18 protein-coding genes are annotated in these 25,064 nt (G+C 46.3%); 1 reads left to right on the top strand and 17 read right to left on the bottom strand.

Translation table 11 applies throughout. From position 1 onward, the window contains the following. Positions 1 to 108 precede the first annotated feature (108 nt). The 3 genes from ACTHPG_RS18490 to ACTHPG_RS18480 form a co-directional block, all read right to left on the bottom strand. Positions 109 to 2,217: a TerD family protein gene (locus ACTHPG_RS18490; protein ID WP_440390941.1), complete on the bottom strand. Its 2,109-nt coding sequence runs from the start codon at positions 2,215 to 2,217 to the stop codon at positions 109 to 111. 332 nt (positions 2,218 to 2,549) lie between these two features. Continuing rightward, a complete protein-coding gene (locus ACTHPG_RS18485) occupies positions 2,550 to 7,664 on the bottom strand; it encodes an S-layer homology domain-containing protein (RefSeq protein WP_440390940.1) in 5,115 nt (1,704 codons plus the stop codon). Positions 7,665 to 7,950: 286 nt separating this feature from the next. After that, on the bottom strand, positions 7,951 to 9,087 hold the full coding sequence (locus ACTHPG_RS18480) for a response regulator (RefSeq protein WP_440390939.1): 1,137 nt from the start codon (positions 9,085 to 9,087) through the stop codon (positions 7,951 to 7,953). A 177-nt stretch (positions 9,088 to 9,264) separates the two neighbouring features. Between ACTHPG_RS18480 and ACTHPG_RS18475 the strand changes: the two genes are divergently transcribed. Continuing rightward, positions 9,265 to 12,360: a hybrid sensor histidine kinase/response regulator gene (locus ACTHPG_RS18475; RefSeq protein ID WP_440390938.1), complete on the top strand. Its 3,096-nt coding sequence runs from the start codon at positions 9,265 to 9,267 to the stop codon at positions 12,358 to 12,360. A gap of 272 nt (positions 12,361 to 12,632) precedes the next feature. Here the strand turns inward: ACTHPG_RS18475 and ACTHPG_RS18470 are convergent, their stop codons facing one another. From ACTHPG_RS18470 to ACTHPG_RS18405, 14 genes are all read right to left on the bottom strand, one after another. Beyond that, positions 12,633 to 14,138 carry a malate:quinone oxidoreductase gene (locus ACTHPG_RS18470; protein WP_440390937.1) on the bottom strand — a complete coding sequence of 502 codons (1,506 nt, stop codon included), beginning with the start codon at positions 14,136 to 14,138 and terminating at the stop codon, positions 12,633 to 12,635. Positions 14,139 to 14,548: 410 nt separating this feature from the next. Next, positions 14,549 to 15,553 (bottom strand): ABC transporter ATP-binding protein, encoded by a 1,005-nt coding sequence (locus tag ACTHPG_RS18465; protein WP_440390936.1) that lies wholly within the window; start codon positions 15,551 to 15,553, stop codon positions 14,549 to 14,551. Beyond that, positions 15,550 to 16,350 (bottom strand): ABC transporter ATP-binding protein, encoded by an 801-nt coding sequence (locus ACTHPG_RS18460; RefSeq protein WP_440390935.1) that lies wholly within the window; start codon positions 16,348 to 16,350, stop codon positions 15,550 to 15,552. Before ACTHPG_RS18460 ends, ACTHPG_RS18465 begins: the two co-directional genes overlap by 4 nt. Then, the gene (nikC, locus tag ACTHPG_RS18455; protein ID WP_440390934.1) at positions 16,347 to 17,201 is read right to left on the bottom strand and encodes a nickel transporter permease; all 855 of its coding nucleotides are present in this window, start codon (positions 17,199 to 17,201) and stop codon (positions 16,347 to 16,349) included. Before nikC ends, ACTHPG_RS18460 begins: the two co-directional genes overlap by 4 nt. After that, complete coding sequence (nikB, locus tag ACTHPG_RS18450; RefSeq protein ID WP_062836581.1) at positions 17,198 to 18,145, bottom strand: nickel ABC transporter permease; 948 nt, start codon at positions 18,143 to 18,145, stop codon at positions 17,198 to 17,200. The genes nikC and nikB overlap by 4 nt, the downstream gene beginning before the upstream one ends. Continuing rightward, on the bottom strand, positions 18,145 to 19,695 hold the full coding sequence (nikA, locus tag ACTHPG_RS18445; protein ID WP_440390933.1) for a nickel ABC transporter substrate-binding protein: 1,551 nt from the start codon (positions 19,693 to 19,695) through the stop codon (positions 18,145 to 18,147). Before nikA ends, nikB begins: the two co-directional genes overlap by 1 nt. A 230-nt stretch (positions 19,696 to 19,925) precedes the next feature. Next, positions 19,926 to 20,447 (bottom strand): SUKH-4 family immunity protein, encoded by a 522-nt coding sequence (locus ACTHPG_RS18440; protein WP_440390932.1) that lies wholly within the window; start codon positions 20,445 to 20,447, stop codon positions 19,926 to 19,928. Positions 20,448 to 20,507: 60 nt separating this feature from the next. Then, complete coding sequence (locus tag ACTHPG_RS18435; RefSeq protein ID WP_440390931.1) at positions 20,508 to 21,005, bottom strand: hypothetical protein; 498 nt, start codon at positions 21,003 to 21,005, stop codon at positions 20,508 to 20,510. 64 nt (positions 21,006 to 21,069) lie between these two features. Next, positions 21,070 to 21,399, bottom strand: a complete 330-nt coding sequence (locus tag ACTHPG_RS18430) for a hypothetical protein (protein ID WP_440390930.1) — start codon at positions 21,397 to 21,399, stop codon at positions 21,070 to 21,072. 104 nt (positions 21,400 to 21,503) lie between these two features. Next, positions 21,504 to 21,971: a hypothetical protein gene (locus ACTHPG_RS18425; protein WP_440390929.1), complete on the bottom strand. Its 468-nt coding sequence runs from the start codon at positions 21,969 to 21,971 to the stop codon at positions 21,504 to 21,506. Between the two features lie 55 nt (positions 21,972 to 22,026). Further along, positions 22,027 to 22,515 carry a hypothetical protein gene (locus ACTHPG_RS18420; RefSeq protein ID WP_440390928.1) on the bottom strand — a complete coding sequence of 163 codons (489 nt, stop codon included), beginning with the start codon at positions 22,513 to 22,515 and terminating at the stop codon, positions 22,027 to 22,029. 470 nt (positions 22,516 to 22,985) lie between these two features. Continuing rightward, the gene (locus tag ACTHPG_RS18415; RefSeq protein WP_440391402.1) at positions 22,986 to 23,177 is read right to left on the bottom strand and encodes a pentapeptide repeat-containing protein; all 192 of its coding nucleotides are present in this window, start codon (positions 23,175 to 23,177) and stop codon (positions 22,986 to 22,988) included. A gap of 185 nt (positions 23,178 to 23,362) precedes the next feature. Next, on the bottom strand, positions 23,363 to 23,770 hold the full coding sequence (locus tag ACTHPG_RS18410; RefSeq protein ID WP_440390927.1) for a contact-dependent growth inhibition system immunity protein: 408 nt from the start codon (positions 23,768 to 23,770) through the stop codon (positions 23,363 to 23,365). Further along, positions 23,771 to 24,913, bottom strand: a complete 1,143-nt coding sequence (locus ACTHPG_RS18405; RefSeq protein ID WP_440390926.1) for a WXG100 family type VII secretion target — start codon at positions 24,911 to 24,913, stop codon at positions 23,771 to 23,773. Positions 24,914 to 25,064: the final 151 nt, after the last annotated feature.

Raw genomic sequence — 25,064 nt, 5'->3', positions numbered from 1 at the left:
CCTGCACCATTCTGTAGGCTCTTTGCATCTAAACAGAAAAAAGAGCAGCATCAGCTACTCTTTTCTAACCTTGATATTCACATATAGCCAGTAGTCAAGTCAAACAGGTCAAACCAGATATTCCGCCATAATCTGCTCGATATCATATGGCGTCACGCCTTCATCGACCGCATAGATGGTATCGGCCTGATCCTTCGTGTCCACCAGCTCACCTCTCGCTTTGGCGTGCAGCATGAACAAGTCATACAGATGAGGTTTGCGTAATGTGGTCATTGCTTTGCCCATCAGCACAATGCCCTTCTGATTTCCCTCGACATTATTATGGTAGTCTGGGTATCTGGTCAGTGCCAGATCCGTCCAGATGATTGTACGCTCGACCAAATCGAGAATAACCGGAATGGCAATCTGGGTATCGGCAGTGATATCCATCTTGTTCTCCACCGTAGATGGCTCATAGATTTCGCCTGAACCGGGCTTCTTGCGCATCATCCAGCCTGCAAAACATTCCGGCAAGTTACAGTACGGATGGCTGGTGAAGGAATGCAGTGTCGTCACCACATAACGTCCGCCATAATCCACGATGGAGGGGATATGCAGATCAATAAATTCACTTGCACCATAAGGTGCAGTCACAATATCCCCGCTATGGGCCGCTTTGTATTTGACTGATCGCAGATTGGTGTAGGAGATATGTTCAACATAATTCCAATTCTCGTCATACATGACTGCGGACAGATCAATATCCACACGCCCTGTAGGTGTGCCATCCACCTCGCCCTCCTTCCACCAGCTGAAGAAACGTATCGTATTTCCTTCACCCATCGGGATGCGGCTTCCACGCACAATGGTTCGTAGAGCTTTGCTCGCGGAACGTTGTGAAAAAGGAACCAGATAATGCTGGAGACGTTCATCAATATACGTCTTCCCGAGTGCTGGAAAGTCAGCGAACCGTGTTATCAAGGCCTGCTCGCACAATTGCACGACATTCTGACACGTGGCTTCATCGATCTCTGGCAGCTCATTTGGGATGCCAAAAGCCTTCGCTACATTGCCTTTCGGAAAAAAGACCCGCAAATCCGTTCCTTCATTCCGCTTTGCAAAATGCTGTCTCACCTGTAGTAACACGGGCGTGGATACCTGTGCAGCCACTTCACCAAAGGCCAGCAGGACATACGTTTCATCTTCGGTCATACGCAGCATGTGATCCAGTTTTCTCGCGAATTCACCTGGACGCTGCGACAACAGATCGATCAGACTCCAGACATTCCGATATTGGAAGGCAAGTTCCACACTTCCGTTGAAGGTCGAGTAAGGCTTATTATTACGCAAAATATCAAAGGCTTCCTCGCATCGTGGATACCGAAGCTTATATTCCGAAGGATGCAGAATTTCACCAAGGCGAATCCAGCGATCCTTATATCGAAGCATATCCTCCGTGATGGAGCCACATTGCTCTAATAATCCGAGCAAAAGGCGTCTCTCGCGACGTTTGAATTTTCGGAAGGGAGAAGCCGCAGCGAGACTGACATCACCGTTGGACCAGGCAACAGCCAGACGCAGCACATCACTTGCCGTTTTGAAATACGAACCGATCCGGTCGATGTTCGCCTTTTCATGCTTCAACAGCGAGGAGACCACGAAACCTACATTTTCTTTGAACGGAATCTCGGCGGGTAGAATCGCATCCACTTCTTCCGTGTCTGCATGCCCCAACACGGTATCAATATCTTTCTTGTCCGTTTCCGAGATGGAACCTTTCGCTTCAATGATCTGGCGGATGAGTGTCTGGAACGCTTCTTTGTCTCCCAAACCAATGACTTTCAAGTCCGTCTTCTCCAGCAAAGGCATTCTCTCCACAGATGGTTGATCCGTATAGACCACAGTCAGGTTGGTCAGATAATGAATCATTGCATTAAGGTATAACTCCGCTTCATCCGCTTGCATCACCTGCATCGGGAATCCTGCATACATCGGTGTGTACTGCACATGTGCGCCGACCATAACTCTCAGATCACTCACGAGTTGATGATATACTGCTTCAAATTGTTCCTTTGACAGCTGCCGCATCACCTGCATTAACTCATCCGAGAAGGTGTATCCGAGTGCTTCCATATTTTTGAGGGCAGTCGCCAGATAAGTCTTCGGCAACTGTTGCTTCCCTTCATTAGGTTCAATGATAAGTTTGTTCGCTCTGCGCAAATAGATCGTATTGTTCATGATAAAAGAGTCCAGGAAAGCCACATCCCTATATAACATGAAAGGTTAGGGTTAGAAGGAAGGAATGTGATAGCCTGGACGCCTCCTCTCTGATAATGAAATCTTCAGGAGAGCTGCGACCCTATGATATCTCCAATGATGTAGAAGGAAGGACCGCAATAGCCTGAAGGCCAGCGGTTCGAAGTTCGTCATCCGAACCTCTGGTGAACCCATCATCTCAGATTCCACGATCTGCCAACAGGGCGAAAGTATTACGACATGAATTTGATGAAATATGAAAAAGCCTTTGCCGACCCCCAATGTCAGCAAAGGCTTTTCGTTTTAGATTGTGTTTACTTATCAATCAAGTTGGTTACTTTCAACATTCTTGCAATCAATGCAGTGACCTCAGCACGCGTCATCGTGGTCTTCGGACTCAGAACCTCTGGTCCATTACCTTGGATGATCCCCGCTGCAATCAACTGGGCTACATCTTCTTTCGCCCAATTCGATAGATCCGCTGCATCACTGTAGCGTTCCAGCTCAGAGTTCATCTGATCCGGGCTGATTGCCGCATCCGGTTCAATCAGACGATAGGCACGAGCCACCATGGCAAACCCTTGCTCACGCGTGATTTCCTGATTACCGTAGAAGTTCCCGTTATCGTATCCGCGAACGATACCGAATTCATTCGCAAGGGCTACCGCAGAGCGGAACCATGCCGTATCGCTAACGTCAGGGAATAAATTCTGTGGTGCATCCTGACGCATTAATCCCAGTCCAAGTACAACAATCTCGGCAAATTCAGAGCGAGTTACGCTCCGGTTCGGTGAGAAAGTGTTATCTCCATTACCTTGCAAATCTAGTCTTGCAGCGATATTGTTTACATCCGTTTTGCCCCAATGGGATCTGGCGTCTTCAAAATCCTGCGGGTTCCAGATAACGGAGTAACTTCCGCTGCTACGCAAGTCATTAATAAGTGCATAGTAACGACTATCGATCTTGGTAACAACCGTCGGTACATGGAAGATGCTGCCGTCCGGGTTGATGATTACGCCTGTCGTAATCCGGTTCGGATCGATCCCTTCCGGAAGTGCAATATACTTCGGCGCATAGCCGTTCAGTTGCCCGGAACGAACCGTTTGTCCATCTTTTGAGAACGTGAGATCCAGATCAACCGGTGTGACAAGTAGCTCGTATCCTTGGGAAGCGGCTCTTGTTTCGGCGCTGTCAATCAACGTATCCGATGAACGTGCGATATCGATATGGACATCAATATCACTCAATGCTGCATGACCAAGCTGCCTGGAGACACCGTTTAAGTCCATTTTGCCACCAGGTACCGGATAGATCGCCAGCGGATTGCTAATGTTTAGTTTGGAACCTTGATCTACTAATTGTTTCAGCGTTTCAAGGGTTAATCCGTCCACCTTCATATCCCCGTCATTCGGCGAATGAATGGCGAATTGCTGACCTGTGCCTTGTGACATGGCATCTTTCAGCTTGGCTGGATCAACTTCAACCATCGTTTCTTTGTTGTCTGATGGTTTGGATGTAGCAAACGGTTGGTGACTGCCGTCCCGAGTGGTTTCCAGATTATCCTTCACGGGTGCCGGAGTTGGCACTGGCGCAGGTGTAGGTGCTGGCGTACTTCCACTGTTGCCGCCCGTATTACTACCGCCGTTGTTGCCTCCACCATTGTTACCATTGTCACTGGATGCTCTGTTTACGTTGATTTTGTACTCCGTGACATGGCCAAGTGAATCTGTGACTTTAACAACAATGGTATTTCCGCCAACTTGAAGCGGTAAATTCTCACTGGCACTACCACTTGTAACCTCGTTCCATTCTCCATCTCCAACCGCTATTTCAATCTTCGCAAGTGGATCAAGTGCCGTTGGCGATAACTGGAATTGATATACGCTATTCGGCACAGAGATGGTGTACGTGTCTTTAGCCGGATCAAAGGCTGGGGACAAGCTTCCTGTAGACGGGATCAACGTTTGCAGCGTTGAAGTGTCAGTACCCGAACCAGCCTTCTTGGTAAGACCCTCCTGGGCATCTACCAAATCCTGATACGCTTTTTCCACTTGTTCCGATGTTGCATTTTCGTCATCGAACACGGATTGAGCAACTTCTAACGCCGTTTGCAGCGTTTGCCATGATTCTGGCGTGTACTCCTCTGTGTCCAGTTCGCCTGTTTCGATCTTACCGTTAATCTCATCGATTTTGGCTTTCAACTTCGCTTTGTCAATAATAACAACATAACTTTTTGCATCTGATGCTTCTGAATCTGCATATGCTGGATTGTTCGTCTTCGCTGTGACTGTCACCGTGTAGGCGCCAGCATTCAGCGGTGGTTCCAATTGCGACAGGTTCAGTACCGTTCCAGGCACCTCCACTGTACGCTTCGTACCATTTTCCATTTCGATCGTTACTTCATAGTTATCTGCATGCTCAACAGTTTCCCATTTTAATTCATCATCGGTCAGTGTGACGTCTGGTGTTGTCAAAGACGTTACAGCAGTTGCGATGGTAAAGTACGAGTCCGGACCAAAATTCGAGGTATTAAGCGTTACTTGGCCGTTCTGAATTAAATGTAACGAGTTTGGATTAGCAAATTGAGCATCATCACTGATCACAAGATACTGAGGCAACGCCGAGGTACCTCCGGTGTCGTCTAACTGAAGTGTAATCTGTGATTCAGTCCAGTTTGCTTTCTGTACTTTGTAGATGCGCTCCATCCCAAGCAGTTTTTCTTGATCTTTCGTCATAGGTGTTTTGAACTCAGTACTTGCTCCATTATCACCAAACGTAAAGAAAGAAGAGTCGTTTGAAAAAATATTTTGATTCGCAGAATTGGTATCCTCGATACTGTTGCCCAATGCAATCGTTAACATGGACCCCAATTCCTGCGCCTTGGCTTGTTTCTGCAGCAAGTTGCTCTGATCATCCCGACCAATACTTGTAACACGATGAGTATAGACTGCATTCACATTTGAGTCCCAGATCGTAGCCATGTTTGAATCAACATATGAATTGGCTGTCGTCTGATCCAGCGTATAGCCGTATTTGATCGCCAGATATGTGCTCACTTTTTGGCGTTCCTCGTCCGTCAGCGCATGATCGTATACGATAATTTCTTCAATCGTGCCCTGCCAATGTTCAACACTCGCAGTTGCTGGAATAAGTTTACCGATTACTGCTCCGCCAGAGTTACCCGTATCCCATAGCTTAACATTATCTTTTCCCCAGTCATTTAGTTGCTGTACCTGCTTCATTTTACTGTACAATCTGGCTTGGTTTATACCAGTATCCCCGCCTGTCCAAGTAACAAATTGCTCGTTCGGGAACGTCGTTCCCATAAATCCTTCGGCAGTGTATAATGTCTGGTTCTTATCACTGTTAAATGTGGTCATGCCGCCTCTTGTACCATTTTGAAGCATCCCTATACCCGTATAACCACTCGTTTGGGCTCCCCAGGAAATGATATACTTGATGCCTCCAGTTTTACTGGTTTTGCTAACCGTAATAATTGATCTGGCAGTCTTCCCTTGGGGAAGCTTATTTACATCCAGATTCATAAAAGTTTTCGTTCCGTCATATTCCAATACCGGATTAAAATTAATATTATGATTCTTATCATTCCAATAAGTCGGTTGGTTATCGACCTCATCTTGTGTTGCATTATTTATTTTACTACCTTGATCTTCCCAAGTGCTCACCTTCTGGCCGCTGGTAAGTGCCATGCCCAGATCAGATCGAAGCCATAGTGAAGGAGAACCCACTCCACCTGGACCCGCTGTGCTTCCACCATTCACCAGGGTAAGTCCTGTCCGTGCATTTGTTAGTTCCTGAAGCGCATTGTTGACTTGCTCTTGTGTTACGTTTGGTTCACTTAGCACCTGTTCTGCTGTGATCAGCGCATCATGAAGTGCAGTCCAACTGTGTGATGTATATTTTGATTCTTCCAGGTTTTCACCTGTAATTTCGTCATATTTCTCTTGTAGAACTGACTTGTCCACTACGATAATATCCCTGCGTATTGGTTCAGCAGAGATCCCGTCATTCGTTGCTGTAACCCTCAATGTATATTCTCCAGGCGACAATACAGAGGAAGGTGTGAATTCCCATGTTCCATCTGGTTTGACAGTAGCTTCACCGACAACATTTTTAGCCGGATCAGATTTGTTCACCATTGTAATGGTTACCACGGCCCCAGATGTAACGGAACCTTTCAAGGTAGGTTTGGCACTCACCGTAGAAAGATCCAAAGGAGTATCCAGTTCCAGATTGACTGGCAATCGGTACGTCAGAATAACCTTATTCGCTTGATTATCATATGCAACCGCTGCGGTCGTATTGATATCTGATACGAAATAGGATTGATCCGCTGTTTGTGCAAGGTAACCTCCCCCGCCAATCGCAATATCAACGACTGGATTCGTTACATCATCAGGCATGATATTAGCGTATACACCAACCTTCGCGCCGGTCTGCAAAGGGTTAACCAATGTCAGATATGCACTGCCGGTGGCCGACGTGTTTTTCAAGTAAACGTTACGCTGTTCACCCTTGGTATTCAGGTTATCATATACATAGGCTGTTCCTCCGAAATCGAAGCGGGCATCGGCGGCACTTCCCCGCATATACACAGCAACATTCCCAATCGTTTGTCCATCAGCATCTATTCCATTACCGGACAGAATATTACCCGTAATCTGCCCGCCTGTCATAATAAACCTGGGCTTGCCAGATAACCCAATACCAACAATGACACCATTACCATCCGCAGAAATTTCATTTTCAGTAATGATTCCGTCTTGAATCTCTACAACGCCCCCACTACCTGCACCAAGGAGAGAAGGAGGGTTATTTGCCAGCTTTCCCGTGATCCGGTTGTGGTGGATCCGTGTGCCATCCTGAATGACTACCGTTCCTCCAAGTGCTGCAATAACGCTTGCCGTACTTGAGCCCCCAGTTGTGACATAGTGATTCCGCACCTCAACATTTTTAAGCATCACCTTACCGCCCGTTACTTGCATCCCATAGACCGCTTGGTTGGTGGCAACATGATTACCGTCTATATCCACATTCTCAAATGTAATGTTTCCGTTCGGCACCCGAATCAGATCTCTGTTCTTAAATTCCTCACCCCGAAGAATAGAGTATCTGTTACCTTCCTCAGAGGTGACCGTAACTGTTTTTCCTGAAGCAGCAACAGTCCACACATCATTCAGCGAAAGATTGCTTAATAGAACAATCTTCCCTGAGCCTGTAATTTCGGTTAGGGCTCTATTCATTGTTAAAAAGGGGGCTGCCTCTGTTCCCTCGTTCTCGTCATTGCCGTTCGATGATACGTAGAATATACTGTCCGCTGCCATGGCAATAGGCATTGGTGTGAACGCAGATGTGGTCACAATTACAAGTGACAATATCGACATTAGCATTACTTTAATTATTCTCAACGCTGTACATCCTCCTTTTGTTCACTATCATTTTATAATTCGAATCAATTGCACTTCAAAACGGAACTCATCCTGCTGAAATGTCCCCTTTTTTGCTTAATGAATATGCCCCCCTTATTTGAAAATGTTCATCGCTCCTAAATGATCTGTGCTCCGTTGTGAATCTCACCACATCGCACTTATTCTACACAAAGCCTCTTACCAAACTCTTACCAAACCTTTCGCGAGCAAATACAACCAAAAAAAACAGCCTTGCAAATGAAGCTGCAAGGCTGTTTACATTCAATTACATATTGGATTGTTTCCATTGCTGGTACCACAACTCCACTTCCAAACCAGGACGTATGCCCGCTTCTTGCTCTAACGCAGTAACTAACTGATTATATTGAGCAATCACAGGATCTTTGTTGCCTAATCGATCATAGGTCTTCATTAACGCCAGTCCAACTTGCTCCAATGAAGGCTCGAATTGCTGTACCCGATGATATAATGTGAGTGCTTCCGTGTGCTGTCCCAGTTCAATATAGTACTCTGCAAGCTGCATGGCGTGGTTACGCCAAAGGGCATGCAAGCGCTGACGCTCCAGCTCAGCCCATACGTAATCGTCCTCACCATAATATTTACCTTCATATTGATCTGAAGTCTGCCGATGTTCAGCTAGTGTAGACGAAGATAACAGAGACAATTGGTTAAGACGACTTTCCCATTCTTCCACGTCAATCCGGAATTCTCCCGTTTCCAATAAATAACCAAACTGCTGATAGCGAATAAAAATTTTGTCTTCTCCCATGAAGTCGTTCATCATGCTGCGTAAGCGATGGATGCCACTATGCAGATTGGATATGCCTCTCCGCTCATCCAACTCGGGCCACAATAGCTCAAGTAGCGTATCCCGTTTAATCGGTTTGTTCCGATGGTGGAGCAAATAGGCAAATAACTCTCTGATCTTGGTTGTTCTGAACTTCATAAGTTTGGGCGGCTCGTTCGGGTGCAGTTGGACCTGAAGCATTCCCAGACAGCGGATGACCATGGATGGCCCTTCTGCTGTATTCAGAGTTGCGGGCACCATTCGGCGTTGATACATCTTCATCGTTTTTTCCAACCGGTCACGCGTTACAGGCTTCATAATATAATCCAGCACTTCAAGCCCATAGGCCGTCAATGCATGTTCGTTATAGGCTGTTGTAAAAATAACCTCTGTTCCAGGGGAAACCTCATGGATCCGTTCGGTCGCCTCAATCCCGTTCATCCCCGGCATCTGTACGTCCATGAAGACGATTTCCGGCAGATGAAGTTCGATCTGATCGATGGCTTCTTGTGCCGTCAAAAAAGAGCCGATAACTTCGCAATCCTCTCTCTCTTCCAACAGTTTGTTCAACCTGCTCAGAGCGAGATATTCATCATCTACCAAAATCACTCTCATATGCACAACTCCTCTGGCTCACTGATCATCCTTTAATCTATAATTTTACCATAAATCCTGATGTGGTACCGCTATCATTTGAATATAGAATTTATGTTCCTGTATTGAAAAAAATGTTCATCATTGGCAGAAGGCATGCAGGAATTTGGAGTAAACTGTCGAAAACTAAAGTCTGCCATGAAACCAATAACCTATAAAAAGATACCCCGATATGTATTGTTGTCGATTCTATTCCTGACTGTTTTACTTGGTTTTCGTTGGATATGGTCTGAGTCCTTCACTATACCCAATCATCCTGAACCCGCTAAAGGCGTGCTGGACCTTCGAGGTTGGGACCTCGCCAATGCTTCCCCCATATCCCTGGATGGAGAATGGGAATTTTACCCCCATGCGTTAATCTCTAATCGTGACGCGAAGATGACGGAAAAGCGATCCACCACAAGTATTCAAGTTCCCGGTGACTGGCGGAATGCATTACCCGAATCCTCCTCGTCATATGGGTATGGTACGTATCGTCTTCGCATTCTTTTAGATCCATCTGTGAGAGAAGTCTCTCTCTGGGCTCAGAAAATCCAGACATCATCGATCATCGAGATAAACGGGACCATTGTTGCTGAATTCGGTCAACCTGCCACCCATGCCGAAGCCTATCGACCAGAAAGGACTGCATTTACGACTTCCTATGCGCTTGACGGTTCCACCGAACTTAATCTTCTGGTGCAGACAGCCAATTTTGACGATCCATATAGCGGTGGGATCACGCGCTCTCTCTATTTTGGTTCTCCAGAAGCCATTGGAAGTGAACGAGGATTATCGATTGATTTGCAAAAGATCACTTTTGCCATACTGCTCCTGCACAGTTTATACGCTTTTGTCATGTTTCTGTTTATCCGGAAGGAACGAGCTCTGCTGACATTTTCCCTGTTAACGCTCGCAGCTGCCCTCACAGTCGCTTCCGACCATGACAGTCTGTTGTTGAGCTGGATGCCACTGAACTTCACTTGGATGGTTAAGGCCAAAGCGTTGTCCTATCCATTGTTCGCATTCTTCCTGCTGCAGATGGCCAGAAGTTTCTCCCATAGTGTACAATGGTGCAAACTTTTTCATGCCTATGCCACTGTATTTGGTGTCTACTTTATATTTCTATTGATTGCACCGGTGACTCTTGTCTACCATGTGCTGGAGACAGGACTCTCTAATTTCCTATATCTATTTGCCATCGGCTGGTCGGTGTACCTGTTCTTCCGAATGGCTGCCGAGAAGAGAAGTGACGCCAGCTTTTTGTTATTTGCGGCAACCAGCAGCTTATCCAGCGTACTATGGGGAATTGTAAACTCACATAGCGAAATTACCAATGTGTATTATCCAATTGATGTTATTGCGGCCATATTCGGCTTCTCCGCGTATTGGTTCAGAAAATACTTCCGTAACTCAAGCGAAATTGAGAAGTTGTACGAACAGCTCAAAGAGGAGGATCGCCAGAAGGATCAGTTTCTTGTGAATACGGCTCATGAGCTTCGCACACCGCTGCATGGCATCATCAATATAGCCGAGAGCATCGCAGTCCGTAAACGGCGTACATCAGGTGATCAGCAGCAGGCAGAAGACATGAAACTGTTAGTTACCATCGGCCGACGCATGTCCCAACTCGTTGATGATCTCCTTGACGTGATTCGCCTGAAGGAAAAACGCATCAAGCTTCAGAAGAAACCATTATCTCTTGCATCTGTCATTCCAGGTGTAATCGGTATGTTCCGATTCATGGCAGAGGGTAAGCCCATCCATATGCAGGTGAATATCCCGGATTCATTACCGCTTATTCAGGCCGATGAGAGAAGACTTGTTCAGGTTCTCTACAACCTGTTGCATAATGCGCTCAAATTCACCGATGAAGGTTCGATTACCGTCTCTGTTCAGGAACATGGAGAGCGTGTCTTGATTCACGTATCGGATACAGGTGTTGGCATAAGTGAGGAGATACAACAGCGCATATTCGAGGCGTATGAGCAGGGGACTCCAGAAGCTCGCTTAACTGGGGGAATCGGGCTCGGTCTAAATATCAGCAGACAGCTCATCGAACTCCATGGCGGCCAGCTCACCGTACAATCTGAACCTGGGCAGGGGTCGATCTTCCAGATTTCGCTTCCACGGGAAGATACCGCATCGCTATCGGATCAGACTGAACAGAAATGGGACGTTCACAGCTTCGATGAGATTGCGATTGCGGAGTCACAGCAGCAGACCATAACTCAGGATAAGACTGCCGCCCGTATTCTTGCTGTCGATGATGATCCTGTCAATCTGCGAGTACTGATCTCCATGCTTGCGAATGAACCGTATCAGATTCAACCTGCGGCCTCGGCGCTTGAAGCTCTCCAATTGCTGGAGAAGGAGCCGTGGGACTTATTGATTGCCGATGTCATGATGCCTCATATGTCGGGTTATGAATTAACAGAGAACGTACGCAAGCGTTATTCGGTATCAGAGCTTCCCATCCTGTTGTTGACAGCCCGTAACGAACCAGCGGATGTTTACGCCGGTTTCATGGCTGGTGCTACGGACTATGTCACCAAGCCCGTTGATGCCGTTGAGTTAAGGCATCGCATCGGATCACTAATCGTGCTGAAACAATCCATTGATGAACGGCTGCGCATGGAAGCTGCTTACTTACAGGCACAGATTCAGCCCCATTTTCTTTTTAATACGCTCAATTCCATCATGGTGCTTAGTGAGATGGACACGGAGCGAATGCAGAAACTGGGTGATACGTTTATCGAGTATCTTCAGACCAGCTTTCATTTTGTCAATTCGGAGAAAATGGTTGAGGTCACGCATGAGTTGGACCTCTCCCGCGCCTATCTCTACATTGAGAAAGAACGTTTCATGGATCGGCTGAATGTTATCTGGGATATTCCAGATGATCTTGATCTATCGCTGCCGCCACTCACCATTCAACCGCTCATTGAAAATGCAGTTCGACATGGTGTTCTAAGCAAAGTGGAGGGTGGAACCGTGCATATCCGAATCATCAACCAAACAGCGTCCACCCTGATTGAGATTGAGGACGATGGTGTGGGGATGCAGCCCGAGCAGATTGAACGCGCGCTTGCGTGGCCTAAGAAAGGATCTGGGGGAACCGGAGGTATCGGATTAACCAATACGCACCGCCGGTTGACCCAAATGTACGGACAGGGCTTAAGCATCGTCAGCTCACCGGGCCAAGGTACGAAAGTATCCTTTGTCATCCCTTTGGACCGCAGCACCGGAGTCTGAGTGATAAGATAGTTCTCCAACGCTAACGGGCATTCAGTATAGCCCGTATCTGTATGCTTCGTATAAAGTCTAAGGCGAGCCTGATAGTGAAGGACATATTCATGTCCATGTTCGGGTTCGGGTTCGGGTTCGGGTTCGGGTTCGGGTTCGGGTTCAGGTTCAGCTCCAAGCTCAGTCATATCAAATAAAACCCAAAAAGAGCTAAGCACGGGCTTCATCCCGGCTTAGCTCTTTTTGGGCTTAATCATTATCTAACAAGATTAGATTAATCGTTATACGTGAAGGACATGTTTTTCATCCGATAACCCCAGCGCCTTGGCTGTTGAAGAATGAACCTCTTTGAGAAGATCCAGGTTCTCCACAAGTGATATGCCATAGGATGGAATCATTTCCTTGATCTTCGGCTCCCATGCCTCCATATGCTGCGGGAAACAACGCTGAAGAATCTCAAGCATGACCTGAACCGCGGTGGACGCACCCGGTGATGCACCTAGCAAAGCCGCGATTGTTCCATCTGCAGATGTAACCACTTCCGTACCGAATTGGAGCGTACCCTTGCCACCTTGGACGGTATCCTTGATGACCTGCACACGCTGCCCTGCCAGAACCATATCCCAATCCTCGCTCTTCGCACCTGGAACAAAGTCACGCAATTCTGCCATACGTTGTTCTTTGGATAACATCAGTTGCTGGATCAGGTACTTGGTCAAAGAGATTTCTTTGACACCTGCGGCGAGCATCGTGAGCAGATTATGCATCTTAACCGACGTGATTAAGTCGGCATTGGAACCTGTCTTCAGGAACTTCGGCGAGAATCCGGCAAACGGCCCGAATAATAGTGACTTTTTATTGTCGATGAATCGAGTGTCCAGATGCGGAACGGACATGGGCGGAGCCCCTACCGAAGCCTTGCCATAGACTTTGGCGTGATGCTGTTCCACGACTTTTGGATTTTTGCACACCATAAAGATCCCACTGACCGGGAATCCGCCGATATGCTTACCTTCCGGAATGCCCGTCTTCTGGAGCAAATGCAGACTTCCGCCGCCGGCGCCAATGAAAACGAATTTTGCCTTATGGCGTTCGACCGCACCACTCTTCAGATTTTTCACGGATAATTCCCATTGTCCATCGCTGGTTCGTTTCATATTCTTCACGCTATGTTGGTAGTGGATCGCCACGTGTTGCTCCTTCAAATGTCCAATCAACATACGCGTTAAAGCACCAAAGTTAACGTCCGTACCGGAGTCAATTTTGGTCGCCGCAACAGGCTCATTACTTGTACGATCTTTCATCATCAGCGGCATCCATTTCGCCAGCTCTTTCTTGTCATCCGAGAATTCCATGCCTGCGAACAGCGGATGATTCGATAAGGAGTCATAACGTCTTTTCAAAAACTGGACATTGCTCTCTCCGTGTACATAACTCAAATGGGGAATCGGCATAATGAAGTCCCGCGGATTACGAATCAGACGGCTATTGACGAGATAGGACCAAAATTGCTTTGAGATCTGAAATTGTTCATTCACCTTAATCGCTTTGCTAATATCTACGGTTCCGTCTGGTCGTTCAACGGTATAGTTAAGTTCGCACAATGCAGCATGCCCGGTTCCGGCATTATTCCATTCGTTGGAGCTTTCCTCTCCTGCAGTGGCTAGCTTTTCGAAAACCTTAATATTCCAGTCTGGTGCCAATTCTTTTAGCAAAGTTCCCAAAGTTGCACTCATAATTCCGGCACCAATCAAGATAACATCTGTACTCGTTTGTCCCTGGCTCATGTCTACCGTCCTTATATCCTATATTTGCCAAAAGGATGTAAGCGTTATCGATTTGGCATTTGCAGCAAACCCATCCTTGAACGGGATCGCACCTTCTCTGAATGAATATAACCTGGATCTAGTGTATCAATAATATAGAGCAATTTAAATATGCAATTTCAAGATATTTGCTATTCCATCAGTATACGCTAGTTTACATCGGAACGTTAGCCCGGTTATAGGCCTGAAAGATTTATTTGTTCAAAACAAAGAAAGGAGCCCGGTTTTAGGGGGACTTGGCACATGAAATGTTGTATAGCCTTATGAAGTCGTGAAAATGGATGCGCCAAAAGCCGCTTTCGAATGTCTCGATAAGCGGCTCTTTATTGATTTGAAAAGACTATCACAGCCAACGGCGTTTCAGGAAGTACTCAGAAGATCGATATCAGTTCTTTCGTATACGGATGGCGTTCTTCAGCGAACAACGCATCCGCTCCAAAACGGTCAACGATCGAGCCTTCCCGCATGACGATGATGCGCTGGCTCATGCGATGTACCGCGGCCAGATCATGCGAGATGAACAGGTATGACAGACCAAGCGATATCCGCAGATCGGTGAGCAACTGCAGAACGGCACCTTGCGAGATTACGTCCAGGCTGGCCGTCGGTTCATCCAGAACGACAACGTCCGGTTCAATCCCGATGGCACGCGCAATCGTTACACGCTGACGCTGTCCACCACTTAGTTCATGGGGGTAACGTCCCGCTATATCGCTTGGAAGCTCGACCGCTTCAAGCAGCTTTTGGACGTAAGCGTCCTTCGAAGTATAGGTAAAATGGGACAGTTCGGCGTTCCGTCCAAGTTGTTCGTACGGATCGATTAGCGAGTCGGCAATCTTGAGCTTCGGATTCAGTGCAGCCATCGGGTTCTGGAATACAATCTGCATCTTCCGCCGATGAGGTCGCAACCGTCGGCCGCTCAGCCGCACGATATCCTGTCCCCCCAGTATAATTGAGCCTGTATCTGCATCTTCAATCCGCAGCAGACAGCGGGCGAGCGTACTCTTGCCGCAGCCGCTCTCGCCAACCAGACCAAGGCACTCGCCGCGGTTCAGGGTGAATGAAATATCATTCACAGCTGGACGGTCTGCACCTGCATACGTTCGGCTGAGATGTTCCACCTGAAGCACTGGTTGATTTAGGATGCTGGGCGAGGAAGTAGTCTTTGCAACGGCGTTCTCTATACCCGTATCTGTATCTGTATCCGCATGATCCGTATCTGTAGCATTTCTGACTGCCTGACCTGCAACGGCAGTATCTATGACTACATTGTCTATCTCTGTATGGTTTGCGCCTTTAACAAGGTCATGAACTCTCACATTGGTTTCGTCAGACTGGGCGAGTCCATGGCTTTCTTTATTTGCAGTCGTCTTCATTCCGTTCCCACCTCCTTCAATCCAGACTTCAGCGAGCGACTCAGAACGGGAGCTGCCTCGATCAGTTGGCGTGTGTACTCATGCTGGGGATGGTCAAGAATGCGATGCTTGCCACCCGATTCGACGATCTGCCCTTCCTTCATAACAGCCAAACGGCTGGCATAGCGGCGTACATGGCGCCAGTCGTGCGTGATAAACAGAATTGCACAGCCCGTCTCTGCTTGCTTGCGTGCCAGCAACTCCAACACGCGATGCCCGGATACACTATCGAGCGCCGTCGTGGCTTCATCTGCGATTAGCAGACGAGGGGAGAGCATCAGCGATGTGGCAATAGAAGCCCGCTGAAGCTGTCCACCGCTCAACTGGAACGGATATCGGCGCAGCAATTCAGCGCCAAGGCCAACCGATTCCAATGCTTCTTCCGCCCGCTTCTTGCGGGTGGCAGAAGACTTCTCCCCATGAACCTTCTGGTATTCATCAAAGTGTCCGCCAATGCTGCGAAATGGCGTAAACGCTCCTTGGTAGTCTTGAAAAATATACGAGATGCGGCTTCCCCGCAGGGCGCGCATCTCCTTTGGCTTCCGTTCGAGCAGGTCGCTGCCTTCGAACATGACTCGACCCGATGCATGCAGGTTGGGCGGCAGCAGACGACCAATCGCTTGCGAGAGCAAGCTTTTGCCACTACCGCTCTGTCCAACCAAAGCCATGAATTCACCTTCGCGAACAGCCAGAGAGACTTGATCTACAATCGTACGATCCCGACTGGAGATGCTAAGTTCCTCAATGGAGAGAATCATGGCTGCACCTCCTTCTTCACGTCAAACCGGTCTCGCAGATAGTCGCCCAGCATGTTGGCAAGCAGCACTACCGAGACAATGGCGAGACCCGGGTAGATCATCAGCTCTGGCCGAGACTGGAAGTAAGGCCGTGAGTCATTCAGCATCGCACCCCATTCAGGTGTTGGCGGCTGTGCGCCAAGGCCGATGTAGGACAATGATGAGATGAGCAGGATGATTTTGCCCAGATCAAGACTGGCCAGCACGAGCACATGCCCTGCGATATGTGGAAGCAGATGTTTTCTCATGATACGACCGTCCGAAAGTCCGTTGGTCCGGGCGATGCGAATGTAATCCTTTTGGGACTCCGATAAAACCGTACTCCGAACGAGACGCGCATAGCTGACCCACTTAACGATTACAATCGCCAATACCAGATTACCGATTCCCGCACCAAGCAGGCCACTGAGCACAATCGCCACGATGGTATCAGGAAAAGCTAGAAAAGCATCAGCGATCCGCATGAACAGCTTGTCGACCCAGCCGCGTTTGTATCCTGCGATCAAGCCAAACGGAATGCCAATCAGCAATGCAGCACCGAGTGCCAGCAAGCTATACCCCAGTGTTTGGCCGCCGCCAAGCAACAGACGTGTCAGTACATCGCGGCCCAGGTGGTCGGTACCGAACGGATGGAGAGCACTTGCGCCCTGCAATCGTCCGCGCAGATCGGTTAAGGTATGATCATGCTTTAAGTATAAAAAGGCATATAAGGAGGCCGCGATGACCAGCAGTACAAACAGCAGACCAATGATCGCCTGCCAGCTATGTTTTTTAGATTTTGTAGTTGGAATGGGCAGGGGCATGGTTTTCATCGGTGGGCCTCCTTTTCCTTGAGTTTCATTTCAGGATTCAAATAACGATAAGATAGATCAACCGCCGTATTCACGAGGAATACCACGATAGCCATGATCAGGATGTAACCCTGAATCAGAGGATAATCACGCTGGCGGATGGCATCAACGACAAGCTTGCCGATACCCGGATAAGCGAACAACACTTCAATCACGACAACTCCGCCAATCAGGCTGCCGAGACTTACGCCAAATACCGTAATGACAGGCGGAAGACTATGCCGAAACGCGTGTAGCATGAAGATCCGGCCTTCGGATAACCCTCTTGCCCGGGCGGATCGAACGAACTCCTGGCTAAGAGAATCCAACAAGCTGGAACGCAAAAGACGCACATAAACGCTGGAGATGGCAAGTCCCAGCGTCAGAGATGGCAGAATAAGTGAGGTGAATCCATCCCGGCCCATGGTCGGCAGATTGCCAAAGCGTACGCCGAACATGTCGATCAGGATCAGACCCAGCCAGAAGCTTGGCACCGCCGCACCCACAATGGAGAGCATGCGGCTGCCGCGGTCAATCCAACTTCCACGATGAAGCGCTGATAGCGAGCCGAGCGGGATCGCAATGACGAGCATGACCAACAGCGCGCCAATCGTCAGTTCAGCCGTGGCTGGCAGTGCACGCATAAGGGTCTGCATGACGGGCTGGCCAGTCGAATACGATACGCCGAAGTCGAGCCGAACGAAATCGAGCAACCAGTTGCCGAACTGGACAGGAAGCGAATCGTTGAAGCCCATTTCCTCGCGTACAGCTTCGACCTGCTCCTGACTAACGGACAGTTCGTCCACATTCAGGATCGTCAGTACGGGATCACCGGGAGCCAGACGAATGAACAGGAAACTCACAAACATAATGAACAACAGAAAGATAAATACCTCAAGGAACTTTCGAAGCAAAATGCGAAACATTACATCACATCCAGCTTATTGGTAATCATGTAATATTCACTGCGAGTGGTAATCCAGTTCTTGATCTTCTTGCCGTTATAGGCAACGATCGTACCCGGATGCAGCACGAATGAATTCAGCACGTTGTCATGCACGTAGTTGGCTGCCTTCTCGGCAAGCTCTGCGCGCTTCTCCGGTGCAACCGTGAGATTCAGTTCGTCGATAATCTTGGTCAATTCCGGATCTTCCGATCCACTGAAGTTAAGAGCACCCTTCGGATGGTACGTTGCATTCAGGTAGTAACCGGCATCCCCACGAGGAGCGGTCAGATTGCTGTACGTTGCAATATCCCAATCACGATTGGACGCCATATAATCTTCCGGTGTGTCGATCTGGCGAATCTGCACGTCGATCCCGATCTTCTTCGCATCCGATTGGAACACTTGGGCAATCAATGGCAGATCGGCACGAGCCGAATACGTCAGCAGCGTCAACTGCAACGGTTTGCCGTCCTTGGTCATCACGCCGTTTTGCAGGGTGTACCCTGCTTCGCCAAGATATTTTACAGCCACATCAGCTCCGGATTCTGTTGTAGTATCCGTATAGGTTGGTGCGAATGGCAGCGATGGCAGGAACGGGCCGATGGCTCCTTCACCGTAACCAAGCAGGATCGTGTCCACGATACCCTGACGGTCAATCAGCGCATCCAGCGCACGACGAACATTGAGGTCCTTCATACTCTCCCGCTGCATGTTCATCGTTAGTTGATGCACGCGGAACGTCGATGTCGACTCAACCTTCATGCCGTCCAGCGCTTTGAGCGATTCGAGACTCTCGACCTCTGGACGGTATACGATATCTACCTGCCCAGATTTGAGCGCTAGTGTGCGGGCATTGGCATCTTCATTGAATGAGAACGTGATGGAATCCAGAGGCGATGCTCCGTCCCAATATTCATCATAGCGATTCAGTTCCAACTTGCTGCCTGGGGTAAAAGAAGTCAGCTTGAACGGGCCTGTACCAATCGGCTTGTTCACAATGTCCGGCTCACTCACGTCGATAATCGCCGTGTTGGGGTTCACCAGTTCCGAAGCGAACTCCGGGAACGGCTGCGTTGTGGTGATCTCCAGCTTATCGCCCTCGGCTTCAATCGTATCGATCTTCAGTGCGTTCTGAATCGCTACATTCTCTTCCAGTGCCCGCTCGAGAGATGCCTTAACGGATTCACCCGTCATTGGTTTGCCGTTCTGGAAGGTCACGTCATCTCGCAGGTCAATCGTCCAATGCTGCCCGTCTTCGCTCTCCCAGCTCTCGGCGAGCCATGGAGCAACCGTCAGATTCTCCTCATCGAGACGCACCAAAGTCTCTGTAATGCCCGCGCGCAGCGGCACATAGCTGGAATCCACATGTGGATCTAGCGAACTCGTGGAGAAGTTATATAGGAAGTGAACATTTTTATTATCGGTGGATGGTTGCGCAGCGGGACTGGACTCAGATGATCCGCAGGCGCTCAACAGTCCAGCGCTCAAGGCCAAGGAGACCAGCGCTAGCAGTGGCGTCTTTTTATTCAAGGTAATGCCCCTCTCTCTTAATCGTAATCATTATGATTTAAACAATGAGTATTATCATATCGTAATGATTACGTTTTGACAAGAGTTATGTTGGTGGTGAAACGAGAAAAAATCCGACTCTCGGATGAGAGCGGATTCTTCATGTTTTTTGTTACATATGAGGGCTTGATTAGTTGGCATTTCCTTTACGATCCGGGATTGTTTACATGTAGAACCATGCACTCGAAGAGTTACAATCCAGTTTCGTAGTCTTCCAGCAAATGTGACCAGTAAGCTTCGACATTATTCATTGCTATCGGATCAATCTTCTCAAAATAACTACGAAGTGCTCTAGCATACTCATCTGAGGTATATGTACCTTCCAGTCTCATTTTAGTTGCCAGTTCATTTCTAATTAGATGAAACAAAAAGAAGGTTCCCAAATTCTTATTGAGTATATATACGTTGGATTTATCCAATGATGATGTTGTGAAAAACATATCGCTCCCTTGTTTTAGATAGAGACCATACGAGTCACGCATACCATAACTTGCAAAGTGACCAATCTGAATATATTCCTCTCCTTCAATAACTTTCACTTGGAAAGCTTCAGATTCATAAAAGGAAAAATCATCATACTGTTCTGGGACTCCTATGTCGATTAAAAAATGAGCATTCTCTTCAGTTACTCCCCAAGCTTTTAGTTTAGTATAGTCATAATTAAACATTTCCGTGTCATAGTAGTCCTTTATTTCTACGATATCAAAATTCATGCTCTCACTCCTCTAACCTTTTTAATGCTTGAGCTAGAGCTATACGACTTATCTAAGAAATCACTGGTGCGACCAGGCCTCCAGTCCCTCATCACTTATATCAATTGGTGCCTGTTTAGACATGTATTCGGCATTTGCTAGAGGAAAAGCATAACCACCTGTAATAATCTCACCATGCTTTCTTCTAATGGTTCCTCCCCTTTCGATTAAAAGGATCAAAGGTTCATACAAATCGTGAAACTCCAGCGCAATTTCATTCCCGGAATCAAATAATAACAACCATTCCAAATATGCTTCACACATTCCTTTTAGGAAACCGTTTTTCAATTCCTTTAACTGTGGACATTTTTCAGTTATATCCAGATCAACGTCATATCCGAACGCACGAGAAGCGTTGAAGAAGGGATACGATGTTTTCAAATGGTATGTAGTGGTCAAGATTGCTGCTCTTCTAATATACTCCTGTAATAATGCCATGTTTGAGGGCTCATCTGTTCCACCGGAAGTACTCCAATTGATGCTGTTTATCCTTTCTATACCTTTATATAATTGATTCATTAATACCTCCCCCTATAGAGACAACTACTCAATACTAATAAATTCCCACATCAAGCTATCACCCTCAGAACATATACAGAATTGTACTTTCACTAATAAATGCGCTAGGCAATATATCTAGTAAATTTTCAATTCTACCCGTCATATAATCTAACTCACTCCCGTTTAAATGTTCCTTTGCCCACTCACTTAATCGTTTTAACTCAACCACAGCAGCTTCTAATTGGTGAAAATATATTTTAGATCCATCCCGAATCAGGATTATTCCTAATTCATGTATTGCTGCCTCCCAGTACTCATCATAAAATTCCTGAGTAGCGATATTCTCACTGAGTGTCAGCTCACTATTCCGGTCTTCCATATCACCGTTATATCTGTATAGACCTACGGACATTATTCCCCTCCCGATCGATTATGAACCTACTAGAGCTACGTACGAGGTAACGACTAAATAACGCAGTCCTCTAGCAACTGCGTTATCGCATGAAAAATGGCTTCTTAAATCAACCCTGCCATATCCTTCTCAATAAAGTTTCCATCCAGTAAATCATAAGGCCAGTCATAGATATCAGGGTTCTCTCTACAATGCGAGTTAATGACAAGTTGACCATCAAACCGCAGAAAGATCACACCAGTTTCACTATCTGTCAATGCAATATCCTCATCTAATTTGTCCTTTAGAGTATTAATCGCTTGGAATATGATTTGTAATCCCTCTTCGGGTGAGCGTGAGAAAACGGAAATATTGATACAATAATTAATATTTATATTCAACTCTTCTCTCGTAAAACTCACTAACTCATCATCGTCTTGTACGATAACTGAGAAGTTAGGATTGGCAATCTTGTAATAATCGTCCCTCGATTTCATATAAGTCTCCTGAGAAAAATCTTTTAGAGAACTCAATAATAAATCTGCTAATTGCTTCGTGTCTTTTTTATAAAATAGGTGCAATGCTAAATCCATACTATTCCCTCCGGGAACCATATAAAAAATGTAGACGGAATCTAGGTTACAATTTTCAAATCATTTTCGGATCTTTATAGCACCAATCAGAGTCATAAGGCTTTGAATATATCTTTTGTATGTCTTCCCAAGTGTAGACCCAATCGTAATCAGACACCCAGAAATAGTCGGATCTATTAAGATTCAGATATTCATAAACGAAACGAAGAATGACCTCTTCTGCTCCAAACACTTCTTCTATTGTACCTACTCGAATGAGTTCGTGATCCGAATCCAAATCAAGATCTTCATAGTCACTGAATATTACACTCTTATTTTCCTTTGCCTTCACATACATAATGAATTGATGATTATTCTCATCGCTGTTGTAGGAATGAGCCAGTATGTTCAACGTTGTAGAAGAGAATTTTCCATTTTCAAGATTCTTATGATTATCAAAAATAATCCGGTTATCGGAGTTAAATGCTGCGATCATAGTGTCAGACAAAAACTTTTCTGGCGTATACTTCTCACGCGCTATCAGGAAAAACGCATTGGTTCCCATTAGTTATCCTCTTCTTTATTAGTTTAAGGACTGTAGAACCGCTATGAACGGAGGATGACCCGTTTCTTGGTTTTGTAACAAACTTGGTTTACGAAATCTTAAACTCGTCTGCAGTTCAATTACAGGTGCTTCAGCCCTGACTTCTTTAAGCAAAACTTTTATCCAAAGGGGCACAAGGGTACTCTACAACCCAACATCTTTATAACAGAATCAATATCGAACTCGCGTCCATCTAAATTATTCGAATTCAACATCCCCCGGTAAAGATATTCGTCTGTAGAATTTAAAGATTTACCCAACTCCTCCATCGGAGTGATTATGAATTTACTGTTCTCACCCAGTACTTCGTTATAATAGAAAGATAATTCATCTACAGTTCTTAATAAGTACTCCTTAAAAGAATCTAGATCCATATATTTAATCAACATGCCTACTCCGTTAATTTAAAATTCATTCTCCCACGGCAGCTTCTAACCATTTTGCTGCATCTTGACCCAGAAGGACCGTTGGGTTGTCAGGAGTACCGACATTAATGCTATGGAAATTCGCAAAGTTGCATTAGAAAATTCAGTATAAGATAGGTCCGACTTATAAAAATCACAATTTACTAATTCTGCATCGTTATAAGTTGACGAACTTAAACCTGAGGCATGGAAATCCATGTTGTTCAGACTAAGATTATCAAAATTACAGCTAGTCACATACGATTGTTCCAAACACACACACCAGTTAACTCATAATGTTGAAAATCAACTTCCTGTAATCTTAGCTTCTCACCTTCTTGACCACTAGTCTCAACCCATTTTTTGTGAAGCTCAAATTTAAGGTCTAAATTTATTTCATTATTTTAAAGGCCAACCTTTTTCAAAAAAAGTTCTAATAATTCAGCGTACTCTTCCTGATCTTCTTCATCAGCCCATTCGAATTGAGAAAGATCTCTCTTGATAGTCTGGAGTAATCTTTTTAGTTGTGATAAGTCTCTGAAATTATTCGTTTCAATAGAATAAAGAAGCTTCAACAGATGTCCATCATACATCTCCCCAGCAAGAGGATCTTCTGATAAAATTTCTATAGCCTTTTCTATACCAAGATCTATAAGCACATGTTGGCCCAACATTCTACTAACATCTTCTAAGTCAAGCTCACTCACTTTCTTATTAATAAGTCTATCGTACCAATGATCCAAAGGTGAATCAGAGTTATCAGTCTGAATATTTTGATCTATTGAATATATTTCTTTAATTAATTTACTCATTTATTTTATTCCTCCAAATGGTTCAAATAAATCCTCGATTTTTTTTAAATTAGTATTGGCCTTGTCCAATGCCCCCTCCAATGTACTTTTCAGTGAAGGCGATAGATTAGGGTTCTTTAGAGAACCTTCCAATCCGCGTTTTATTTTACTTAATCCTTTGTATGAGTCCTGCATCTCTTGTAAATGATTCCAATACCCACCTGTTTTTTTGTTCGGCACTGGGTTTCCTTGTAAATCACGTAAAGTACCCGAAAAATCCATCTCAGTAAGATGCTTATCAACTATATTATCTAATGTTGTAAGGTTCCTTTGTTGCGCTCTAGAAAGGCCCCCGACGATAGGCGAGTTTGGTGTTCCCTCTGTTGCTCTCTCCGCTGGCTTATTAACTAATTTCGCTTCCGATTCAGCTTTCTCAATATGCTTCTTAATTTTCGCCACAGCTGGATTAGAAGCAGGCAACCGAAACGGCCCTTTACCACCCGGCATACTCCCACGAACCATTTGAATCCCCATGAAAATCTGACTGAACTTCAGAGACGCCACCATCATCTGAGCATATTTATCCGATACAGGCTCTCCCGTCGTAGGATGAATCCCCATCTCAAACGCTTTGATCTGTAATGCAAAAATATCTTCCCCAGGCGGTTCAACGTTCACAGCTTGCATGCGATTAAAGTCCAGATGTCCCTGGTCCCTCTCATAAGCCTGAAGGGCAGCCTGATCCGTAACACCTTTCTCGTTCACAGGCATCATTTTACCAAGCATCGCATTATAGGCCATCCGATAGCCCTTGTCACCCGAACCTGAATCACCTGATGATTTGGTCATCATAGCTGCGGCGCCGACTGCTCCAATCGCACCACCCAGACTTCCCTTCTGAGCATCTGCATCTTGGAAACGCGTGGCGATATCCTTCAATTCCTTGGATGTATTCACCATACTCTCCAGCGCTTTATCCAGTATAGGTCGTGACTGCTCGAACTCATAGTAAAATCGCTCCTGCGTCGCGCCCATCCACATCGCCTGAACGAACATGATCTGTCTCATCAGATCACTTCGTATACTCTCCAACTGCTGTCTGGCCTGATCCACCTGATTCGATACGTGATGTAGTTGTTCAGGGGTAACTTTGATTGTACTCATAACGTTTCTCCGCTCATTCAAAATAGGATTATCCTATGTTAGCAGAAGTGTGATATGTAAACTATCCGGCTAACATCCTGATTTCACCATGGTAAAAACACAAGCTTTGCTCCTCATCGGTGCTATGGTCCTATATGCATATACCCACTTC

The sequence above is a fragment of the Paenibacillus sp. SAF-068 genome (assembly GCF_051967555.1).
Lineage (GTDB): Bacteria > Bacillota > Bacilli > Paenibacillales > Paenibacillaceae > Paenibacillus.
Note: the sequence above shows the minus strand (reverse complement) of the source record. Positions and strands in the feature narration are given on the sequence as shown.